19 protein-coding genes and 2 pseudogenes are annotated in these 20,738 nt (G+C 42.3%); 8 read left to right on the forward strand and 13 right to left on the reverse strand.

All coding sequences use genetic code 11. The annotated features are described in order from the left end of the window. Positions 1-15 precede the first annotated feature (15 nt). Genes ONT18_RS03770 through nth form a run of 3 tightly spaced genes read left to right on the forward strand, consistent with a single transcriptional unit; the run spans position 16 to position 1,506 of the window. Positions 16-210 carry a hypothetical protein gene (locus tag ONT18_RS03770; protein WP_117586554.1) on the forward strand — a complete coding sequence of 65 codons (195 nt, stop codon included), beginning with the start codon at positions 16-18 and terminating at the stop codon, positions 208-210. Between the two features lie 31 nt (positions 211-241). Then, positions 242-853: an OmpH family outer membrane protein gene (locus ONT18_RS03775; protein WP_264904083.1), complete on the forward strand. Its 612-nt coding sequence runs from the start codon at positions 242-244 to the stop codon at positions 851-853. 5 nt (positions 854-858) lie between these two features. Beyond that, on the forward strand, positions 859-1,506 hold the full coding sequence (nth, locus tag ONT18_RS03780; protein ID WP_006846651.1) for an endonuclease III: 648 nt from the start codon (positions 859-861) through the stop codon (positions 1,504-1,506). 68 nt (positions 1,507-1,574) lie between these two features. On the opposite strand, the gene aroC is transcribed toward nth, so the two are convergent. The 3 genes from aroC to ONT18_RS03795 are packed head-to-tail and all read right to left on the reverse strand — an operon-like array spanning position 1,575 to position 3,634. Continuing rightward, entirely contained in the window at positions 1,575-2,699 is a 1,125-nt protein-coding gene (gene aroC, locus ONT18_RS03785) for a chorismate synthase (RefSeq protein WP_153085524.1), read from the reverse strand. A gap of 27 nt (positions 2,700-2,726) precedes the next feature. After that, positions 2,727-3,341 (reverse strand): FKBP-type peptidyl-prolyl cis-trans isomerase, encoded by a 615-nt coding sequence (locus tag ONT18_RS03790; RefSeq protein WP_153072472.1) that lies wholly within the window; start codon positions 3,339-3,341, stop codon positions 2,727-2,729. 8 nt (positions 3,342-3,349) lie between these two features. Further along, the gene (locus ONT18_RS03795) at positions 3,350-3,634 is read right to left on the reverse strand and encodes a hypothetical protein (RefSeq protein ID WP_006846647.1); all 285 of its coding nucleotides are present in this window, start codon (positions 3,632-3,634) and stop codon (positions 3,350-3,352) included. Between the two features lie 328 nt (positions 3,635-3,962). On the opposite strand from ONT18_RS03795, the gene ONT18_RS03800 reads away from it, so the two are divergent. Then, the gene (locus tag ONT18_RS03800) at positions 3,963-4,316 is read left to right on the forward strand and encodes a hypothetical protein (RefSeq protein WP_118152866.1); all 354 of its coding nucleotides are present in this window, start codon (positions 3,963-3,965) and stop codon (positions 4,314-4,316) included. Positions 4,317-4,481: 165 nt separating this feature from the next. Here the strand turns inward: ONT18_RS03800 and ONT18_RS03805 are convergent, their stop codons facing one another. The 4 genes from ONT18_RS03805 to ONT18_RS03820 form a co-directional block, all read right to left on the reverse strand. Then, a complete protein-coding gene (locus ONT18_RS03805; protein WP_264904088.1) occupies positions 4,482-4,928 on the reverse strand; it encodes a PepSY-like domain-containing protein in 447 nt (148 codons plus the stop codon). Positions 4,929-4,997: 69 nt separating this feature from the next. Then, positions 4,998-5,390: a rhodanese-like domain-containing protein gene (locus ONT18_RS03810; RefSeq protein ID WP_119227164.1), complete on the reverse strand. Its 393-nt coding sequence runs from the start codon at positions 5,388-5,390 to the stop codon at positions 4,998-5,000. A 254-nt stretch (positions 5,391-5,644) separates the two neighbouring features. Continuing rightward, complete coding sequence (locus ONT18_RS03815; RefSeq protein WP_153072405.1) at positions 5,645-5,740, reverse strand: smalltalk protein; 96 nt, start codon at positions 5,738-5,740, stop codon at positions 5,645-5,647. A gap of 97 nt (positions 5,741-5,837) precedes the next feature. Further along, the gene (locus tag ONT18_RS03820) at positions 5,838-6,497 is read right to left on the reverse strand and encodes an HU family DNA-binding protein (RefSeq protein ID WP_264904091.1); all 660 of its coding nucleotides are present in this window, start codon (positions 6,495-6,497) and stop codon (positions 5,838-5,840) included. Positions 6,498-7,313: 816 nt separating this feature from the next. On the opposite strand from ONT18_RS03820, the gene ONT18_RS03825 reads away from it, so the two are divergent. Next, positions 7,314-8,957 carry a transposase gene (locus ONT18_RS03825; protein ID WP_264904093.1) on the forward strand — a complete coding sequence of 548 codons (1,644 nt, stop codon included), beginning with the start codon at positions 7,314-7,316 and terminating at the stop codon, positions 8,955-8,957. Positions 8,958-9,009: 52 nt separating this feature from the next. On the opposite strand, the gene tet(Q) is transcribed toward ONT18_RS03825, so the two are convergent. Continuing rightward, the gene (gene tet(Q) / locus ONT18_RS03830) at positions 9,010-10,929 is read right to left on the reverse strand and encodes a tetracycline resistance ribosomal protection protein Tet(Q) (RefSeq protein WP_264904095.1); all 1,920 of its coding nucleotides are present in this window, start codon (positions 10,927-10,929) and stop codon (positions 9,010-9,012) included. A 466-nt stretch (positions 10,930-11,395) separates the two neighbouring features. Between tet(Q) and ONT18_RS03835 the strand changes: the two genes are divergently transcribed. Further along, complete coding sequence (locus ONT18_RS03835; RefSeq protein ID WP_264904097.1) at positions 11,396-12,685, forward strand: IS1380-like element IS612 family transposase; 1,290 nt, start codon at positions 11,396-11,398, stop codon at positions 12,683-12,685. A gap of 134 nt (positions 12,686-12,819) precedes the next feature. Here ONT18_RS03835 and ONT18_RS03840 read toward each other — a convergent pair whose 3' ends face one another. Then, on the reverse strand, positions 12,820-13,383 hold the full coding sequence (locus tag ONT18_RS03840) for an RteC domain-containing protein (RefSeq protein ID WP_052484764.1): 564 nt from the start codon (positions 13,381-13,383) through the stop codon (positions 12,820-12,822). A gap of 178 nt (positions 13,384-13,561) precedes the next feature. After that, a complete protein-coding gene (locus ONT18_RS03845; RefSeq protein WP_264904105.1) occupies positions 13,562-15,880 on the reverse strand; it encodes a TonB-dependent receptor in 2,319 nt (772 codons plus the stop codon). A 146-nt stretch (positions 15,881-16,026) separates the two neighbouring features. On the opposite strand from ONT18_RS03845, the pseudogene ONT18_RS03850 reads away from it, so the two are divergent. Beyond that, positions 16,027-16,308, forward strand: a pseudogene (locus tag ONT18_RS03850) (IS1380 family transposase); the annotation flags it as partial. An 81-nt stretch (positions 16,309-16,389) separates the two neighbouring features. Here ONT18_RS03850 and mef(A) read toward each other — a convergent pair. Then, positions 16,390-17,607: a macrolide efflux MFS transporter Mef(A) gene (gene mef(A) / locus ONT18_RS03855; RefSeq protein ID WP_005816151.1), complete on the reverse strand. Its 1,218-nt coding sequence runs from the start codon at positions 17,605-17,607 to the stop codon at positions 16,390-16,392. 156 nt (positions 17,608-17,763) lie between these two features. Here mef(A) and ONT18_RS03860 point away from each other — a divergent pair. Then, a pseudogene (locus tag ONT18_RS03860) lies at positions 17,764-19,058 on the forward strand (IS1380 family transposase). Between the two features lie 367 nt (positions 19,059-19,425). Here the strand turns inward: ONT18_RS03860 and ONT18_RS03865 are convergent. Together ONT18_RS03865 and ONT18_RS03870 are read right to left on the reverse strand one after the other, a co-directional pair. Beyond that, the gene (locus ONT18_RS03865) at positions 19,426-20,175 is read right to left on the reverse strand and encodes a nucleoside phosphorylase (RefSeq protein ID WP_006743466.1); all 750 of its coding nucleotides are present in this window, start codon (positions 20,173-20,175) and stop codon (positions 19,426-19,428) included. An 11-nt stretch (positions 20,176-20,186) separates the two neighbouring features. After that, entirely contained in the window at positions 20,187-20,687 is a 501-nt protein-coding gene (locus ONT18_RS03870; RefSeq protein WP_006743465.1) for a nucleotidyltransferase domain-containing protein, read from the reverse strand. Between the last annotated feature and the right edge of the window lie 51 nt (positions 20,688-20,738).

Genomic DNA, 20,738 nt, shown 5'->3' on the forward strand with positions numbered 1-20,738 from the left:
GCAAAGGTAATAAAAATGATAAAATTAATGTTATTAAGCGTGTTAATAATTGCTATCTGCATGGCATTATTTTGCGTAAAGGTGATTTTTAAGAAGAACGGCAAGTTCTCTTCCCAGCATGTGCACGACAATCCGGGCTTGCGCAAGCAGGGCATTCATTGTGTGGTGGATCAGGACCGCGAGGCAAGGGAAGCCAACAAGGCTTATTAGAAAATAGTAATAATATAATATGATAGAAAAAATGAGAAAGAACATTTTGAGTTCAGTGGCAATTGCAGCTGTTGCTGCCCTGTCATTGGCATCATGCAACAAATCTCAGCCTCAGGTAGAGGCTAAGTCAGAGAGCAAGGCTCCTTCTGAATTGAAGATTGCTTATGTAGAGGTAGACTCTATCATGACTCAGTATGCCTTTGCTAAGGAGTATTCTTCTATCTTGGAGAAGAAGGGTCAGAACATTCAGGCTACTATTGCGCAGAAGGGCCAGCAGCTTCAGGCAGCAGCAGCCAACTTCCAGCAGAAGATTCAGCAGAATGCTTACACCCGCGAGCAGGCTGAGGCTATCCAGGCTGGACTGCAGAAGCAGAACAACGACCTGCAGGGCTTGCAGCAGCGCTTGAGCAACGAGTTTGCTGCTGAGCAGGAGAAGTACAACAAGGCGCTCCACGACAGCATTGCCAACTATCTTGCCCGCTATAACAAGGACAAGAAGTACAGCATCATCTTCTCTAAGAGCGGCGATAATCTGCTCTATGCTGACAAGGCTTACGATATTACAAAAGAGGTGATTTCCGGCTTGAACAAGGCTTACAAGGGAAAGCTGAAGAAAGAGGAGGCTGCTCCTGCTAAAAAGTAAGAGAAATGCTTCGTAAGGAAAGATACGATTTTATATTGAATCATTTCAGAAGTGCGCTGCCGAATGTAACTACCGAGTTGCAGTTCGGTAGCGCATTTCAGCTTCTGGTGGCTACCTTGCTTTCTGCGCAATGCACCGACAAACGCATCAACATGGTTACGCCTGCTCTCTTTGCCCGTTATCCTGATGCGCAGCACATGGCACAGGCGAGCGAGGAAGATATTTATGAGTTGATCAGTTCGGTGAGTTATCCGAATGCCAAGGCGAAGCATCTTGCTGAAATGTCTCGCCAGCTGGTTGAGATGTTCGGAGGTGAGGTGCCTGAGGCTGCGGATGATTTGGAGAAGTTGGCAGGAGTGGGGCGCAAGACTGCGAATGTGATTCGTGCCGTATGGTTCGGTCATGCTACGATGGCGGTGGATACGCATGTTTACCGTGTGAGTCATCGTATGGGGTTGGTGCCGAAAACGGCAGATACGCCCCGAAAAGTAGAAGATTATCTGATGAAACACATTCCGGCTGAGGATATTCCGAATGCGCATCATTGGATTCTGCTGCATGGCAGATATATTTGCAAGAGTACGAAGCCGCTCTGCGATAAATGCTTTTTTAATGAATATTGCCCAAAACTATTAAAGGACAGTAAGCTTTAGGTACATATTAGTGATTAATTGGTAGTGATTAGTTTGTTAATCACTAATCACTACCAATTAATCACTAATTAAAGTTTTATTGTTTTATTCAAGAGATAGTTATCCAGAATCACCATGGCAGCCATGGCTTCAACCACTGGCACGGCTCTTGGCAAAACGCAAGGATCATGACGGCCGCGGGCAGTCAGCATGGTGGCATTTCCTTCCAAATCTACCGTATTCTGCTCCATCAGCAGAGTAGCAATTGGCTTAAAGGCAACACGGAAATAGATGTCCTGACCATTGCTCAAACCGCCCTGTATTCCTCCGCTATGATTGCTCTTTGTTGTAATACGGGCAGCAATATCCTGATTCACAGCAGCATCAGCTGGCGTCTCTGCAGCATCAGCCTTCGGGATAAAGACATCATTCTGCTCACTTCCGCGGGCAGTAACTCCGGCAAATCCCTCACCATATTCAAAACCCTTCACGGCGTTAATGCCAAGCATGGCAGCACCCAGTTGGGCATGAAGCTTGCCAAATTCAGGCTCGCCCAATCCTACCGGGCAACCCTTGATGACGCAAGTGATGATTCCACCAATCGTATCGCCGTCAGCCTTAACCTGGGCGATGAGATCTTCCATCTCCTTCGCCTTCCGCTGGTCAGGACAGCGCACCGGATTATCTTCTATGGTGTTAAGGTCATACAGATGATAATCTTTCTCCAGCGCGATGCTGCCCACCTGCGATGTATAGGCCGTGATGCTGATGCCCAACTGTCGCAAGGCAAGTTTAGCCAAAGCTCCGCCTACGCATCGGGCAATGGTGATGCGGGCTGAAGAACGGCCGCCGCCACGATGATCGCGTACGCCATACTTCTCGTGATAGGTGAAATCTGCGTGAGAAGGGCGGAAGAGACAGCGCATGTTCTCATAGTCCTGAGAATGCTGGTTCTGGTTACGCACCTCAAAACCGATAGGGGTTCCTGTTGATTTGCCTTCGAACACACCACTCAGAAACTCTACCTTGTCAGCTTCCTTTCTGGCCGTAGTGATGTGGCTCTGTCCTGGGCGTCGGCGGTTCAGCTCGCTCTGGATAAAGTCCATGTCGATTTCTATGCCTGCAGGAAATCCGTCAATAACGCCTCCTACAGCTATTCCATGACTCTCTCCAAACGTAGTGAGAGTGAAAAGATTGCCAAATGTATTCCTCATTACCTTAATATATTATAAAGGTGTTTATTACTTGTTGCAGCCGCCTTCGCAACCACCTTCACAACCACCTTCACAGTTGCCATCCTTGCAGTCGCCGCCGCAGTTGTCGCAGCCACCTGAGCAGCCGCCACCTTCGCCGCTGATCATCTGAGCCATCTTGGCAATCTCCTCAGCAGTAGCCTCGCGGCTCTCGAGAATCTGGCCGCAGAAGTTGAGCTTCAAGCCAGCCAATGGGTGGTTCAGGTCGCAGGTTACCTTTGTATCGCTGATGTTCTTCACGACTGCGTTGAAGTGGTTGCCATCCTCGTTCTGCAATGGGATGATAGCGCCTACCTGTACGTGCTGTGCATCAAACTGGCCGTTGATGGTAAAAATCTGCTTGTCGAGCTCCAGTACGCGCTCATCATAGTGCTGTCCGTAAGCCTGCTCTGGGTCCAGCTGGAAGTCGAACTCATCACCCTTAGCCAGGTCTACCACCTTCTCTTCGAAAGCTGGCAGGGTAACACCCATACCGCTGATGAAGATGAACGGACGCTCGTCGGTTGTGCGCTCGATGAGCATTTCCTCGCCGTTGTCACCATTAGTTACATCATACAGTGCGTATGAAACTACAATAAACTTGTTTTTGTTGTTTGTTTCCATTTCTATATTTATTTTTTATTATTTCTTTTTCTTTTCTGAATGCTTACGCTCTTTACCATCTCCATGCGCTCCAGATAGATAGGGCGCCATTTGTCGATGATGTCCTGCAGACTTTTGCTCTTCTGCGAGAGTTCAGCATATTCCTCGCCGTCGGTCAGATTCTCTTTCTTGAGATCCAGCATTCGGGCGATGAGCTGCTTCTGGTGTTCCTCAGCCGCCTTGAGCTGGTTGCCCAGTTTCTCGAGACTTTCCATAAAGGCGAGTGCCTTGTCTATATGATTTTCCTGTACCATTTTGCTTGTTTTATAGGTTGAATCTTTTGCAAAGGTACAAATAATAATTGGTATAAACGAAGAAAAAGGGCTTTTTTTTCGATGATATTACAAAATGATAGAGAAAATGTAATATCTCTAACGTTCTGATGCCTATTTCGGTGTGTTGTTGTTGATTTAAGTCAAGAAATAGGCGGAAAACTGAAAATATCCCAAGAAATGTTTGCGCACACAGAGAAAAGTTCTTATCTTTGCAGCGTCTTAAAGAAAAAGACTATAGGATAATGTTTAACAGAGTCGGCGTCTACGGATGTGCAGGACTCACAAAGTAAAGAAAGGTAAAAAGATTATGAAGAAGATTATGGTATTAGCAGTAGCTATGTTTGCAATGGCAACAGCTACTTTCGCAGCAGAAGAGGAGACAAATGCAACAGCAGCTTACAACATGAATGTAAAGATGTCTAGCTTGGCAGATGCTTTGAGCTTGAACATCGACCAGGTAGAGGCTGTAGCTGATGTACACAAGAACTTCACCGCAGACATGATGAATGCTGCAACAGCAAAGGGTGAGGAACGTTCTGCAATGATTGACAAGGCAGTTTTGAAGGATCTCAAGTACATGCACGTTATCTTGAACAACAGTCAGTATCGTAAGTACGTGATGCTTCTCAATACAACCCTTATCAACCGTGGTTTGAAGTAATCATCTTTTTATAGATGAGAAAAATAAGAGAGAGATTTAAAATAAGAATCCCAGTCAAGGTTTTATCCTGACTGGGATTTTTTTTGCTTTTGGGCCTTCAGTCCGTACTTAAACTATTTGCTAAACTTAGCTTCCTGATATGCGAAAGTTCAGTTAACTTGATAATCAGTCAATATCTATTAATTGGAAATGCTTGTTGAAGGTCAAATCCAATCCGTTAGCCAGTTCTACCTCGTATTCATTCTTGTTCATTTCTATCTTTTTCACCGATTGTCCTACATAATTAGCCATCAGGTAATTCTTGATGGCTTGCGGAATCAGCTGGTCTGGCACGGTGGCCTGCTTGCAGTCAATCTCTGTAAGATTTCCCTTTTTGTCGAACTCCAGCTTCGTGCCATTCTGCAGAACCACGTCGTAGCTTCTGCTCACAACGCCCGACTCAATGGTAGCAAGCATCACCTTCTGACCATTGAAATGCTGGCTGAGTAAGGTCTGAGCCTTGGCAGGAAGTGCATTTACAGAGATAGGTTTGTCGTTGCCCGCATTCGCCACCATATTGCATGAAACCATGCAGCAGATGGCAATCATCAAAATTCGCAAAATTCTTTTCATACGCTACAAATTAAAAATTTATAATAACTAACTGAACTTTCGCATATAGGGAAGTTCAGTTATTTCAATTTACTCCTTTACGATTTCTTTTCCTGCTGCCTGCCAGCCAATAAAGCCGGAATCGAGTTCTATTACCTGATAGCCGTTCTTTGTCAATATAGCTGCGGCATTTTTGCTTCGCTTGCCGCTTCGGCAGTTCACGGCGATAGTCTTGCTTTTGGGAAGAGTGGCAGCGGCCTTCTGCTCGAAGTCTGATTTCAGTACGTCAATGTTGATTGCGCCCCGAATATGCCCATTGGCAAACTCCTCTGCGGTTCGTACGTCGAGACGGATTACTGCGGTGTCAGCGATGGCTTTCTCATAGTCATCTGCCGACAGACTCTTATAGCCCTTATTTTGCGCCTGACAAGAATACAGGCTTGATAGCATGGTTATAATGCTCATGATAAATATTTTCTTCATTCTCTAATCTTTTAATAATTATGCGCCTATAATCTAGGAGGATAAGCCATGCTCAACCCCCTACATTCTTGCAATATATCTGCAAAAATACAAAAAATATTCAGAAAGTTGATGATATGGATGGATTTTGTTGGCTGGGCGAACTCGATTTAACCTTATTTTATACGATAGAGGGATATTTTGATAATCTGAAATCCTTAATGACCGAAAATGACCGCTCTCCTCATATTGAGGTGAGCGGTCGTTTTTGTTCTTTATCCCATGCAGCTCGTTACTCCGAGCGTAGTAGCGATAGCGGTCAGAATGCTGATGGCTATCTGCAGAATTGTTTTCCAAGTGTTCGCTTTCATCTTTCTTAGTGTTTAATGTTTAGTGTTTCATGTTTACTTTTTTGTGGGGCGAATAGGCTGGACTAGGGGCTAGCACCCTAGCCAGTTTATCCTTGGGCTATTCAAGGCCGTCGCCAGTATCGTCCTTGCCGGTAGTACCGCCGCCTGATTCTGAGCCTTGGCCTTCGCTGCCGGTCTGACCAGTGCTTGAACCACCTGGCGTATTATCCGGAGTAGTTGGGGCGTTGAGGTCAACGTTGGTCTTACCCTCCTTAATCGCCTTGATAACGGCTGCCTGAGCACTGCGGCTGGCTACGAGGTTGAACTCGGCGTCATCGCGAAGGTTCTTGAACTCTTGACCTGGCTCCCACTGAACCTTTACGCCGGTGATGTTCTGTGCGGTGAACTTGTCAGCATCCTCAGCACCCTTCGAAGTGAGAAGGAGAGAGAAATCACCGAGGTCGCCCAGACGAATCTTCTTGCCCTCAAGCAACATCTCACGCATGCAGTCTACGGCGATGTAGAGGATGGCGCTGATGTCAGCTCTCGAATAAACACTGCCATGCGAAGTGATGTGCTTGGCAAACTTCTCAATGGTCATGATGTCGGTGTACTGTGAGATGGCGAAAGCATTCTGCTTCTCGGTCTTCACGAGTTCCAGGTCCTTTGGGTCAGGGGTCTTGCCCTCCTTCTTCGCCTGGTTGATGCGTGACTTCGCCTGGTTGATTTCCAGAAGATTTGCGTTCACGCTACGCATTACGATGCTGTAATTAATCATAGTCGTTTGTAGTATGTTTAGAGTCCTTTGTTTTGCAACTCCCCAGAACGCCCCGTTCCTGCCGTTTTCGGGGTCTTCATTGATGACCGGCGCCTGCCATCATTTATGACCCGTGTTGGTCTTAAGAGAAGACCGCCTTCAGGCACCTAAGGCGTTTCCTTCGATTGCTGGTGCAAAGATACGATAAAATCCGGTATCTACCAAATTTAGACATGTGATAAGGAGCGATTTTCAGCAAACTTACGATTTGAAAGTTAGCTTAAAAAACAAACTCTATGTTTATGCGGTGCATCTCTATGTTTTGCGATATAGGAAACTATGTTTAGCGTTATAAATCTGTATATTACAGAGTGATAACCTATTTGCAGAAACGTGTTCAGTATTCAGTATTCAGTTTTTTTCGCTGTTGTTACCACTCTCTGTATAGATAGTATATTATATATATATTAAATATATATATATAATATAAAATAATTACTTACAATTTATAACCATGAAAAAGGTAACTATCGCGAAAAAAACTGAATACTGAATACTGAATAACCTTTTAGGCATTCTAAGCCCTGGTTATAATAGCAATCACCCAGGCGTCCTTACATGGCAACTGGGTCGCATCCAAAAATAACTTTTTTCAAAACTTTCTCCCGAAATCTTGTAGTTCTTCGTCAATTTTGGAGTTTTTTAAGACTTGAATAACTATTGAGCCCACTTTAAAAAGTAAGGCCTGTTTAAAATGTTTATATTTCACGAAAATAATCTCTGATTTATGCTGCTATTTGGAATATTTTTCGTATCTTTACACCATCAATTAAAAGAATGACTATGTTTAAAAAGACAGATCCGAATCTTCAGTTAGATATATTCACGGCTCCCTCAATGCAGTTAGGAAGTCGTGCTTCAAAGAAATATTCTGCCCCCAACGCATGGCATAACCAGTTCTATTGCCTCGTGACAACCAAGATTGATGAGGAGATATTCAAGCCGTTGTTTCCAGAAGGCAAGAAGAGCGGCCGCCCAAATGCTTCCATCCGCATACTCGTGGCTATGTCTGTCTTGAAGGAGGGATTCGGTTGCAGCGACGAGGATCTGTTTGAGAAGTGCGAGTTTGACCTTCTTACCAGAAAGGCTCTCGGCATGGAACTTCTGACTGATGTAACCCCATCAATAGATACCTATTATCTGTTTCGCCGCCGCATCTGCGAATATCAGGAAAGAACTGGCATTGACCTGATGCAGCTCTGCTTTGAGCAGCTTGCTGGCAAGCATGTACACCTTCTCAAGATATCAGGCAAATGCGTCCGTATGGACAGTAAGCTTATCGGTAGCAATATCGCTCGCCAGTCTCGCTATGAACTGATACATACAACTCTGGTCAAGTTCCTCAAGACATGCACGCTTTTCGATCTCTCCCCAGAGCAGGAAGAGCGGGCAAAGGAATACTTGAAAGAGGATTCCTCCAAGACAGTTTACCGCTCTGACTCTGATACGCTTCAGAGCAATCTTGCCAGAATTGGTAATTTCATCATGGAGATGCTGGCAGTTTTTCCAGCTACTTCTCCTGCACATGATCTTCTTCTGCGTCTGTTTGAAGAACAGTATGTCGTAATGGACGGAAAGGCTGTACTTCGAGACAAGAAGGAGGTAAAGGCAGACAGTCTTCAGAATCCTAACGATCCTGATGCAACCTATCGTGCCAAGAACGACCAGAAGGTGCAAGGCTATGTGACCAACATCACAGAGACTGTAGAGGAAGGCAAGCCTAACATCATCACTTCCGTTCAGGTTGAAACTGCAGTATTTGCAGACTGCCATTTCCTTCAGGAGGCTGTGGAAAACAGTGAACGTGTCACGGATTCTACGATTGAAGACCTGTATGCAGATGGTGCCTATCAAAGTCCAGACAATCGAGAGTTTGCAAAGAACCACAATGCCATGCAGCTCAAGACTGGCAAGATGCAAGGTGGATGCAGATGGGAACTGATACCACATGACGAGGATGGTCTTACCATCAGGGAGATTGCTACTGGCAACACCTATGAGGCCGTCAAAGCTGTCACAAAGCAGGGCTCCAGAAAGCGATGGAGAATCCCATGGAACAACAAAACCGGTTGGCGTTACTTTGAAGACAAAGACATTAAAGCCTATCAGCTAAGGAAGCAGATAGAAAGCCTTCCTTTGGAGGAGCAGCATAAACGGAATAACGTTGAAGCAGCCATGTTCCAATACAGTTTTCATACACGTAATGGCAAGACCCGATACAGGGGCTTGCTCAAACATCGTATGCATGCATATAGCAGATGTATGTGGATGAACCTCCGAAGGATGGTAATATTCCAGATTTCAACATTTCAAAGATCGATATTTGCCCTTTTCGGGCCTATCAGAGAAGCTTTCGGCTCTTTCATGGCAATTTCTCGAAAGATATTCACCAGCGGAGCCGATTGCTATGTTTCACTCTGAATGACCACACTGGTCAGACTGGATTCAAAATATGCTCCTTTTTAAAGTGGGATCATGACATTGATTTTTGGAACATGAATAAAAGTTTATCGTTTTCGTTCATGCGGATATTATCAGAATAACCGCCTTTTGTTATTTGATACCCGCATGGCTTAACCATAAAAACACCTAAGCCCTTAGTGTATGAACTTACTTCTGAGGCATAGTCTTTACTTGTATTTAATGGAACTTTCCCTTTAATATGACACCACTCATTATTGCAACTGATGTCTTCAATCTCAGACATCATTTTTTGCAAATCTGTAATAGCTTTGGAACTCGCCTCCTGGGGTATCTGCAACTCAAAATATAGCATCGGTTCGAGAATGTCCACACCTGACTGTTGCAAAGCCAGCCTGAAGACATAAGGGGTCAGCTGTCTGAAATCAGCAGGTGTACTTACCGGGCTATAATACTCGGCTTGAGTAAAAGTTACTTTCAAATCTGTCACTTCCCATCCATGTAAACCAGATTGGCACGACATACGGATTCCTTCAAAAACGGCATTTTGAAAAGAATGGTTCAGATAACCATAGGAGATGTCACTTTCGATCTGCAACCCTGTCCCTAACGGCAAGGGTTCAAGAGTCAGCCCTATTGTGGCCCAATAAGGGTTGGGTGGCACTTCGATCTGAATAATTTTATTGACCTTTTTTACAGGTCGTTCTTTGTAGATAGTCTTGATCTCATCAAAATGGACCTTTACGGAAAATCGCTCTTCAAGCAATGTCTGTATGATTTCCTTTTGGGTCAAACCATATAACGAGATTTCCAATTCATCACTATAAGAGTTTATGGAAAAGGACAAAGACGGGTCCTCAATCCACAATGTATTCAGAGCGGATATCACCTTGCTTCTCTCTTCGGGATTGTCTGGCCGGACGGAGGATTTGAGAGCGGGATTTTGATGAGATAACCCTTGAATCAAACAAGGTTCAGCACCTAAATAATCTCCGATTCGAAAATCTTCCATATCCTCTACAATCGCAATATCGTTGGCACCAACTTCATCAACATTTATCTCTCTGCCCTGATAAATAGTTTTCAGATTTTTAATCTTGATGAATTTTTCCGAATCGTTGATTCTTACAACGTCCCGGAGTCTCAGACTTCCGTCAATTATTTTCAGAAAACTTCTTTTATGCCCTTTGGGGTCATGCTCTATCTTATAGAGATAAGCTGAAAGTCTGTTTGAGACTGATGCCGGAGGAAGTATAAAAGAAGAAATGGCGTCCAACAACTCATTGATACCGATATTGAACATTGCTGATCCATGTAGCACCGGATAGACTTTGGCTTTTGCCACAAGAGCGATTATCGTATTCCAATAATCAGCCGGTGAAATTTCGCTATCCGCCAAATATCGTTCTAATATATCGTCGTCATGGTTGCATACAAATTCTTTGTATTCTTCCTTTATATATGTTTGGGAGCAAACCGGATAAACCGATCCATCGACAACAGTTTGCATAAACAGGACATCTTGCGACAGATTTGTTTTTATATCCATATACAAACGCTCCAAATTCACACCGGCACGGTCAATCTTATTGATAAATATAATTGTCGGGATTTGCAGCTTTTGTAAAGTACTGAACAGCAACTTTGTCTGCGCTTGTATGCCTTCCTTTGCGGATAAGATGAGGACTGCTCCATCAAGCATTTTGAATGTCCGCTCCACTTCCGCAATAAAATCCATGTGTCCCGGAGTGTCAATGATATTGCATTTCACTCCATTCCAGATAATAGATGTCGTAGAAGCCCGGACAGTAATTCCTCTACGTTTCTCTATATCCATAGAGTCCGTTATGGTGTCACCATTATCCACACGGCCGCACTTTTCCGTTGCTCCACTGGCAAACAGCAGATTCTCGGTTACGGAAGTTTTTCCTGCATCAATGTGAGCAAGAATTCCTAAATTTATAATATTCATTTTGATTAAGCAATAATATACTACATTAGATGCGTTGTCGAAACGCACCTTTTAATACCTCCTCGTAGCATGTGAGAACTACAGGATTACTAACTCGTATTAATATGTATATTATTACTGCCGCATAACGATCCTTAATTCCGCAACACTTTGATTTAAATTAATTTATAAGTTCCTGAGCAACAAAAAGTTGCCCAGGATTTTGCCGTGTCAGATTTTTCACTTATCTTAGTGTTGCAATTAGAAAACAAGCGAAAATCGTAACAAGACATGGCAAAGGTACAAATAAAATCTGAGAAACTCACACCTTTTGGAGGAATTTTTTCAATCCTTAACTCCGCAACACTATAATTTAACTTTATTTATAAGTTCCTGAGCAACTTTTTGTTGCTCAGGATTTTGCCATGTCAGATTTTTCACTTATCTTAGTGTTGCAATTAGAAACAAGCGAAAATCGTAACAAGACATGGCAAAGGTACAAATAAAATCTGAGAAACTCACACCTTTTGGAGGAATTTTTTCAATCATGGAGCAATTTGACTCCATGCTATCACCTGTTATTGACTCAACATTGGGTCATAGATGCCGCAGTATCATCGGATACCAGTACAGCGAAATTATTCGTTCGCTGATGAGCGTTTATTTCTGTGGCGGCTCATGCGTGGAAGATGTAACGTCACAACTGATGCGCCATCTCTCGTATCATCCTACCCTTCGTACATGCAGCTCTGATACCATCCTCAGAGCCATCAAGGAACTGACACAGGAAAACATCTCCTATACTTCCGACCAAGGCAAGACCTATGATTTCAATACTGCAGACAAACTCAACACATTGCTTATAAACGCTTTGGTTTCTACAGGCGAGTTGAAGGAAATTGAGGAATACGATGTTGACTTTGACCATCAGTTCCTTGAAACGGAGAAGTATGATGCAAAACCGACCTACAAGAAGTTCCTCGGCTACAGGCCTGGCGTATATGTTATCGGTGACAAGATAGTCTATATCGAGAACAGCGATGGCAACACGAATGTGCGTTTTCATCAGGCAGACACCCATAAGAGATTCTTCGCTCTTCTGGAATCCCAGAACATCCGTGTAAATCGCTTCAGGGCAGACTGCGGTTCCTGCTCGAAGGAAATCGTCAGTGAGATAGAGAAGCATTGCAAACTTTTCTACATCCGTGCCAACCGATGCAGTTCGCTCTACAATGACATCTTTGCTCTGAGAGGATGGAAGACGGAGGAGATTAACGGCATCCAGTTCGAACTCAATTCCATTCTCGTTGAGAAATGGGAAGACAAGTGCTATCGTCTTGTCATCCAGAGACAAAGACGCAACAGTGGCGACCTTGACCTGTGGGAAGGCGAATACACTTACCGTTGTATTCTGACCAACGATTACAAGTCATCGACAAGGGACATTGTTGAATTCTACAATCTGCGTGGCGGCAAGGAACGTATCTTTGACGACATGAACAACGGATTCGGTTGGAGCAGGCTCCCCAAGTCATTCATGGCGGAGAATACTGTCTTTCTTCTGCTTACTGCATTGATACACAATTTCTACAAGACCATCATGAGCAGGCTTGACACCAAGGCTTTTGGGCTCAAGAAAACGAGTCGCATAAAGGCTTTTGTCTTCAGATTCATCTCCGTACCTGCCAAGTGGATCATGACTGCAAGGCAATACGTGCTGAATATCTACACAGAGAACCGAGCTTATGCAAAACCCTTCAAAACAGAATTCGGATAAGAATCCTTTCTTTCCGGTTAGAATCTGCGTATTACCTCAAGTCGCATCGTGGGGTAAGGGGATGGTGGCTACATATTGATGTTGTGCTGTTGCTTTTTACTGAAAGCTGCTACTAACGACTCATAAATCTACCCTTAATCGTGTATTGGATGATAGTTGCGGATTTTAGGATTCAGATAAATTCGCAACATTTCGTTTGCTACTATTTTTGCAACTTTAAAATCGCAAATCGTAGAAAAATTAGGGTCTCTTTCAAAATAAAATGTTTCCATTGTCATTTGAATATCTTGTTTTCCTCTCAGAAAAAAGTACTTATCCAAATGCGTACTTCCCGAACGGTAGTATTTATAGAAATCAATGTTCTTATTGTAGAAATTCTCTAACTGATTCAGTTCATTGATGAAATAATTTTTCAGCACACAATCTTGTCCGTTGGGGCGCATCATTTCGATGTTATACACTTTCCTGTAATAGATTAGTTTACTAAAAAACTTGGGTTTTATTATCTTGAAAAAGAATATTTCATCCATTTCACTTTTGAACTTATAAAACGAAACTATTTCTTTCAATTCCGAGAACCCCTGTTCCAACAGCAATATTATTTGAGGAATATCTTTAATCCTGTCATTTAAATCGAGTTCATGCATCCTGATTTGATGTTCTAATTTTTCTGCAATGTTTTTTATCTTATCTTTCATTTTTATTGATTTTGAGTAAAAAAAAGGATGATATCGTCAGTTGACGACACACAAAGGCGTTCACTGAATTCCGATAGGATTCAGTGAACGCGAAGCAACAACATGTCGCTGAAAGATAATTAGTGATAGATTTGCCAGAAATACATAATACAGAATTTGTTGAAATCAACACCTAATCTTACTTATAACTTCCTTTGATTCCGTAGTCGGTATCCTGATTATTCAGCGATTTAGTACCGACAAGATGAGTTTTTCCGAAATTAAAATTCCAAGTGAGCGTGGCAACGAGAATTCGGGATGCATCGCTAAAACTTTCTCTTCGGAAAGGCGCTTGTGCATTTTTGTTTTCCATAATGGTTCGGGAAACATTCTTAAACGGATTGAACGCACCTATGCCAAAAGAAAAATTAGTCGCATTGTACCGGATAGCCAAGTAGTGATAATTACCATCCTTTATGACGGTTTCGCCGTATAACCTTTCGTCAAAAGGCTGTAGCTGGCCTATCAGCATCCATTTCTTATACATTGCCAAAACATCTGCCCTGTAATAAAAATTAGAATGGGTATGCGAATAGTTGTTCCCACGACTGTCAAAGTGGTTGAAGCCTCCTGTAACCGAAAATTGCAGGAAGTTTTTTATCATCCCTACTTTCAATGTTATCTCCGCATTATACTTATTCCAATCTTTCATGTTTTCGGGCATTGTCAGGAACACATTTCCATGTTCTCTTTTCGATTCCATGATAGGATTGTGTTTGTAGTGATGATGCAGGCTTGCATTGAAAGCGAACAACCCTTTTCTGTTTTCGTAATATAAATTATTATTCAGATTCAGGTACGGTTGAAGCAACAGATTCCCTTTCTCGGCAAGATACGAGTCAAGACGGATTTCCGTGTCGGCCAACTCCATCAGGGTTGGATTCGTTTGACTCATCTCCGCATCATACCGGATAAAAGAATTATCACTGAACCGATAGCCAACCATCGCTTTGGGTAAGAAATGGTAATAGCTTTTGGTAACAGATACATTGGAAAAATGCAGGCGATTCAGGCGAAGTCCCAAGCTATAGCTGAATTTGCCCTTACTATAAAACCACTCTGCAAAAACCGACGATTCCGCCTGATTCAAATCCGATTTGAATTCCTCGCCCTGATTAATTGTCTGCTCTGTAAACGACTGAATATGTTTTATCCCGAATTTCAAATTTCCATGGGCAAATCCTTTTTCGTATATGCCTTCGGCAATCAGTGAATATTTATCGGAAAACAGTTCCGAACGTTCGCTGTAAAGAGTATCAACATCGTTGTATTCGCAGTAATTCCGCGAAGATGCTGCGTTCGCATAACTCCCCACCACATTAGCATATATTTTCTGATTTTTGGGTAAACCATACTGGTAATACAAGTCGATGGTAGGAACATTAATTTTTTGCTGACTTCCGTCAAAAATCAACCCTTTGTCCGTGCCATTCTCTTTTAGAAAACTGTTGAAATCGTTGTGAGGCTGATTGCTCAGATTATATTTCAACTTGGCATTGAAAAAAGCCGAATCGCTCTGCTGATAGTTGTATGTCAGCGAAAAATCATGCATTTGGTACGAATAATCACCTCCGGCACTGATTTCTTCCCTCAATATAGGGGATGAATTTTCAAACTGATAACTACCTGTGCGATTTCTGTTATTCGTGTTGATGCGTTGAAACGTTGCGGTGTAGTTCAAAGCATATTCCGATTTTCCTTTGTTGAATTTGGCAAAGAAAACATCGCCCCCTGCAAGGATATTCAGCGAGTTCATCAAATCCACACCAACAACACCGCCTTTATCATCCCTTACTACCACGTAGTTGATAACTTTGGAAGCATGTCCGTATCGGATACCTGCATAATCCGAATATTCTATCCGCTTGATTTGGCGGGGTTGCAAGGTCTGAATTTCTTCCGGCGTGGTATTTACGCCGTTAATCTGCAAAATGACTTTCCCGCCGTCGGATGATGAAATCGTATTCAGCATCGGATTGATGTTCAAGCCGGGAAGCATCATTGTATTCAGCAATTGCATTCCGTTGGCAGAATGGCTGATTTGCAATTTTGTCGGGAACACAATCCGTTGGTTAATCTTGTTTATTGTGGAAGAAGCAGAAATCACCACTTCCCCAAGTAACAAAACATTTTCATTCAAATACACATCTATTTGTGCTGATTCCGTCAGATTCTGTATCAAAATCCGCTTTGTTTCAAATCCTAAACAGGATACTGACAGCACATAATTATCTGTGGGAAGATTTTCAAATTCAAATCTTCCGATAGTGTCTGTCGTTGTTCCTTTCAGAAAGACTGAATCTTGTTTGAATAGAACGACATTAGCAAACTCAATAGGTGTTTGCGTATTTTGTTGAAGTACTCTTCCTGAAACATGAATCGATTGTCCGGACACACTTAGGCCGGAATACAGGAAAAATACGATAAGATATAATAATCGAGCTTTATTAAAGTCCATACCCTTAATTCCGCAACACTATAATTTAACTTTATTTATAAGTTCCTGAGCAACAATAAGTTGCCTAGGATTTTGCCGTGTCAGATTTTTCACTTATCTTAGTGTTGCAATTAGAAAACAAGCGAAAATCGTAACAAGGCGCTGCAATGGTACAAATAAAATTCGAAAAACTCACACCTTTTGGAGGATTTTTTTCAATCATGGAGCAATTTGACTCCATGCTTTCACCTATTATCGACCAGACACTTGGTCAGAGATGCAGCAGTATCATCGGATATCAGTTCAGCGAGATAGTCCGTTCGCTGATGAGCGATTATTTCTGTGGCGGCTCATGCGTGGAAGATGTAACGTCACAACTGATGCGCCATCTCTCGTATCATCCTACCCTTCGTACATGCAGCTCTGATACCATCCTCAGAGCCATCAGGAATCATCGGGGACAGGTTCATCGACCCTAAAGAGTGAACCAATGTACCTGTCCCTCAGACCCAGAAATTTCGCCCTTTATTTTATTTTGCATCTAATTTTCTAATCTCAGTTATCATTGGGCAAACTATTGCAATGCAAATAATTAAAATACCTGATAGTAAAAACCAATGATTTACATCGATTCTATCAGCAAAGAATCCAGAAAGAATTAACCCAATTGGCATAGCAAGAGACATGATACTTCCAGTTAAAGAAAATACACGTCCTAAATATTCAGGCTTAATTTTCTCCTGAAAAAGAGCTGTTTGCACACCGCTGTAAAACGGACCCGAAAGCCCCATTATTGCACAGCAGACTACAAATATGAAAAATCCACTTTGAGGAAGTAATCCTGAAATGGTTAAGCTTATCCCCATCATAAAAATTGATGCCGTTATTAATAAGATTCGCTTTTGGTAATTCCCAAATAACCCTAATAATAGACCCCCTATCAACATACCAGAGGCATAAGCAATCTCCGTAATAGAAATATGCATCGGTGTACCATTAAAATATTCCATAGTGATTAAAGGATATAATGCATTTATGGGCATATAAACAAACATATATAATGTTCCAACGAGTAATAAAGCAAATAATCCTTTATTTTGCCGTAGTACAGCCATTCCTTCTTTCATTTCTCTTATGAAATTTGGTTTCAAACTTTGCACTTGATCACCTAGCTTAGGAATACGTACAATTGCTACCGTAATAGATGCAATCACAGCCCCCAATACATCGATGGCAATAATAGCATTTAGTTCCCAAACGGAGTATAAGAGTGCTGCAACCGCCGGACTAACAATATAGCTTATAGACTGCAAAGACTGACTATAGCCTGCACATTTCGTAAGCTGTTCTTCTGGTACTAAAAGTGGAGTAACCGCATTGAGAGCCGGGGTATGAAAAGCTGTTCCAATGCTACGGATGAACAATACTACCATAACCATCCAGATAGGTAACTCCATATACAATGCAACAATAGCTAGCACGGCCCCAGCTGCTGCGATAATTAAATCAGCACCAATCATTATCTTCTTCCTATCATGACGATCCACTAATACACCAATGGCTGGTCCAAAGACCGCATAGGGTAAAAAACCTACAAGTGAAGCCATAGACAAGACCATCGCAGATCCTGTTTTTTCTGTAAGGTAAAAAATAATCGCCATTTGCAGGATGGCACTAGTGATTAATGATACTGCCTGCCCTGCCCATATTGTATAAAACTTAAGTTTCCAATTGTTGTATTTTTCCATTTATACCTTAATTCCGCAACACTTTGATTTAACTTTATTTATAAGTTCCTGAGCAACAAAAAGTTACCCAGGATTTTGCCATGTCAGATTTTTCACTTATCTTAGTGTTGCAATTAGAAAACAAGCGAAAATCGTAACAAGGCTGCAAAGGTACAAATAAAATTCGAAAAACTCACACCTTTTGGAGGATTTTTTTCAATCATGGAGCAATTTTTTCAATCATGGAGAAATTTGACTCCATGCTTTCACCCGTTATCGACTCAACACTGGGTCAGAGATGCAGCAGTATCATCGGATATCAGTTCAGCGAGATAGTCCGTTCGCTGATGAGCGTTTATTTCTGTGGCGGCTCATGCGTGGAAGATGTAACGTCACAACTGATGCGCCATCTCTCGTATCATCCTACCCTTCGTACATGCAGCTCTGATACCATCCTCAGAGCCATCAAGGAACTGACACAGGAAAACATCTCCTATACTTCCGACCAAGGCAAGACCTATGATTTCAATACTGCAGACAAACTCAACACATTGCTTATAAACGCTTTGGTTTCTACAGGCGAGTTGAAGGAAATTGAGGAATACGATGTTGACTTTGACCATCAGTTCCTTGAAACGGAGAAGTATGATGCAAAACCGACCTACAAGAAGTTCCTCGGCTACAGGCCTGGCGTATATGTTATCGGTGACAAGATAGTCTATATCGAGAACAGCGATGGCAACACGAATGTGCGTTTTCATCAGGCTGAGACCCACAAGAGATTCTTTGCCCTACTGGAAGCCAACAGCATCCGTGTGAATCGCTTCAGAGCCGACTGTGGTTCGTGCTCGAAGGAAATTGTCAGTGAGATAGAGAAGCATTGCACGCACTTCTACATCCGCGCCAACAGATGCAGTTCGCTCTACGATGACTTGTTTTCACTGAGGGGATGGAAGACGGAGGAAATCAACGGCATCCAGTTTGAACTCAATTCCATTCTTGTTGAGAAATGGGAAGGCAAGTGCTATCGTCTTGTCATTCAGAGACAAAAGCGCATGGATGGAGAGCTTGACTTGTGGGAAGGTGAATACACCTACAGATGCATTCTTACCAACGATTATGACTCATCAACAAGAGACATCGTCGAATTTTACAACAAGCGTGGGGGCAAAGAGCGTATATTCGATGATATGAACAACGGATTCGGCTGGAACAGGCTCCCCAAGTCGTTCATGTCAGAGAACACCGTATTCCTTCTGCTTACGGCATTGATACACAATTTCTACAAGACCATCATGAGCAGGCTTGACACCAAGGCTTTTGGGCTCAAGAAAACGAGTCGCATAAAGGCTTTTGTCTTCAGATTCATCTCCGTACCTGCCAAGTGGATCATGACTGCAAGGCAATACGTGCTGAATATCTACACAGAGAACCGAGCTTATGCAAAACCCTTCAAAACAGAATTCGGATAAGAATCCTTTCTTTCCGGTTAGAATCTGCGTATTTCCTCAAGTCGCATCGTGGGGTAAGGGGATGTTGGCTACATATTGATGTTGTGCTGTTGCTTTTTACTGAAAGCTGCTACTAACGACTCATAAATCTACCCTTAATCGTGTATTGGATGATAGTTGCGGATTTTAGGTTGAAAACGTCATTTTCTTGAAAATGTGCACTATTGCCCGTTGTGGGAGCCAGATAGCATGAGTAACTTTGCACCGTCAAAATAAACGAGTGTAAACCTAATTGTTATAAAGTAAGCATTCCGTAAACCACGTATAGATGGTTATGGAATACTTTTTATATAGTCCGCTAAATGGGAATTTACAATTCTGATATACTTCAGATGTAGGTTGCCGTTTCTAAAGCAATATAAAGTTTGTTTAAACTATGGTTGGCATTGTTCAAGCCTTTGGCTTCATATCCATTTGTATCCAAAATGTCACCTGTTTCAAAAAAAGCATACAACTTCAAATTGTAGAAGTCGCACACAGATTGAACTCCAGCCAATTCCATTTCTACAGCGATGCACCCTTCTTCCATACGTTTGCGTACAAGTCCTTTTGTTTCTCTGATCATCGAATCTGTCGTCCATATTTTACCTGTAATATATGGTACAGATAATTTGTCGAAAATTATGGAAAGTTCCTTGCTTGCGGCTATATCAATATAGTCGGATGGTGCTGCAAAATAATATGAACACCCGTCCCCTCTGTAACTTTGTGTCGGTATGATAAATCTACCTTGTGTGGTTGTACGGTCAAGACTGCCACAGGAACCGAACATAATGAACTTTGATGCTCCAGTTAGCCAGCTTGCAAGATGACATTGAGAGGATGCTACTGCTGAACCTATTCCTGACAGGTAGAAAGTTATCGTAACTCCTTTATAAGTTGTTTTATAGATATGCGTATCGCCATTGCAAGCCGGCATAGTTGCAATAATTTCAGATTCGTAGGAATCAAGTAAATGCCGATGAATCTCCTTCGAGAATATTATCAGGCATATATCTGCAAAATCTCCACGTCTGCCGTAGAAATCAAACAGATTGATCATTGGTTCAGTTTCAATATCATAACTATCAGTAATCATAGCATATTGAATCAGATGTGAGTTTTATATTGCTCCGGTATCTCAAGATTGAAAGTTCTGCATAATAACAGGACGTCGTGGACATCATTTTCATCGTATTCATATCCAAGATGGAACTGTACCTGTGCCTCCGGGTTTATGCATGTTACCTCAATATTCCCGATATTTCCTTTACCTGAGAAAGTTTCGCTTGGGAAAGTGTATCCGTCATATAGAATTCCATCTTCGACATATTCGAAACAATGCAGATCGATTATTCTTCCGTTGTCATCTTTCCAGACAGTATGGCTATCGGTCGTATAGTCCATTACAACTTCTCTGTATCCCTTCCAGGTAATCACGGATATGGCCTTACCATAGTCTTTCTTCTCTACGAACAGATCGATGTCGTTATGTATTCTTGTTTCTCTGCCTATAAGTGCATCGACACCCCAACCGCCGTCCAGAAACACCTTTACAGATGCTTCAGACAGCATTTCAAGAATCTCACATGCATCAAAATAAGTGACCATAAAATTGCAATTAACCTTAATTCCGCAACACTATAATTTAACTTTATTTAT

The sequence above is a fragment of the Segatella copri genome (genome assembly GCF_026015295.1).
Taxonomy (GTDB): domain Bacteria; phylum Bacteroidota; class Bacteroidia; order Bacteroidales; family Bacteroidaceae; genus Prevotella; species Prevotella copri_C.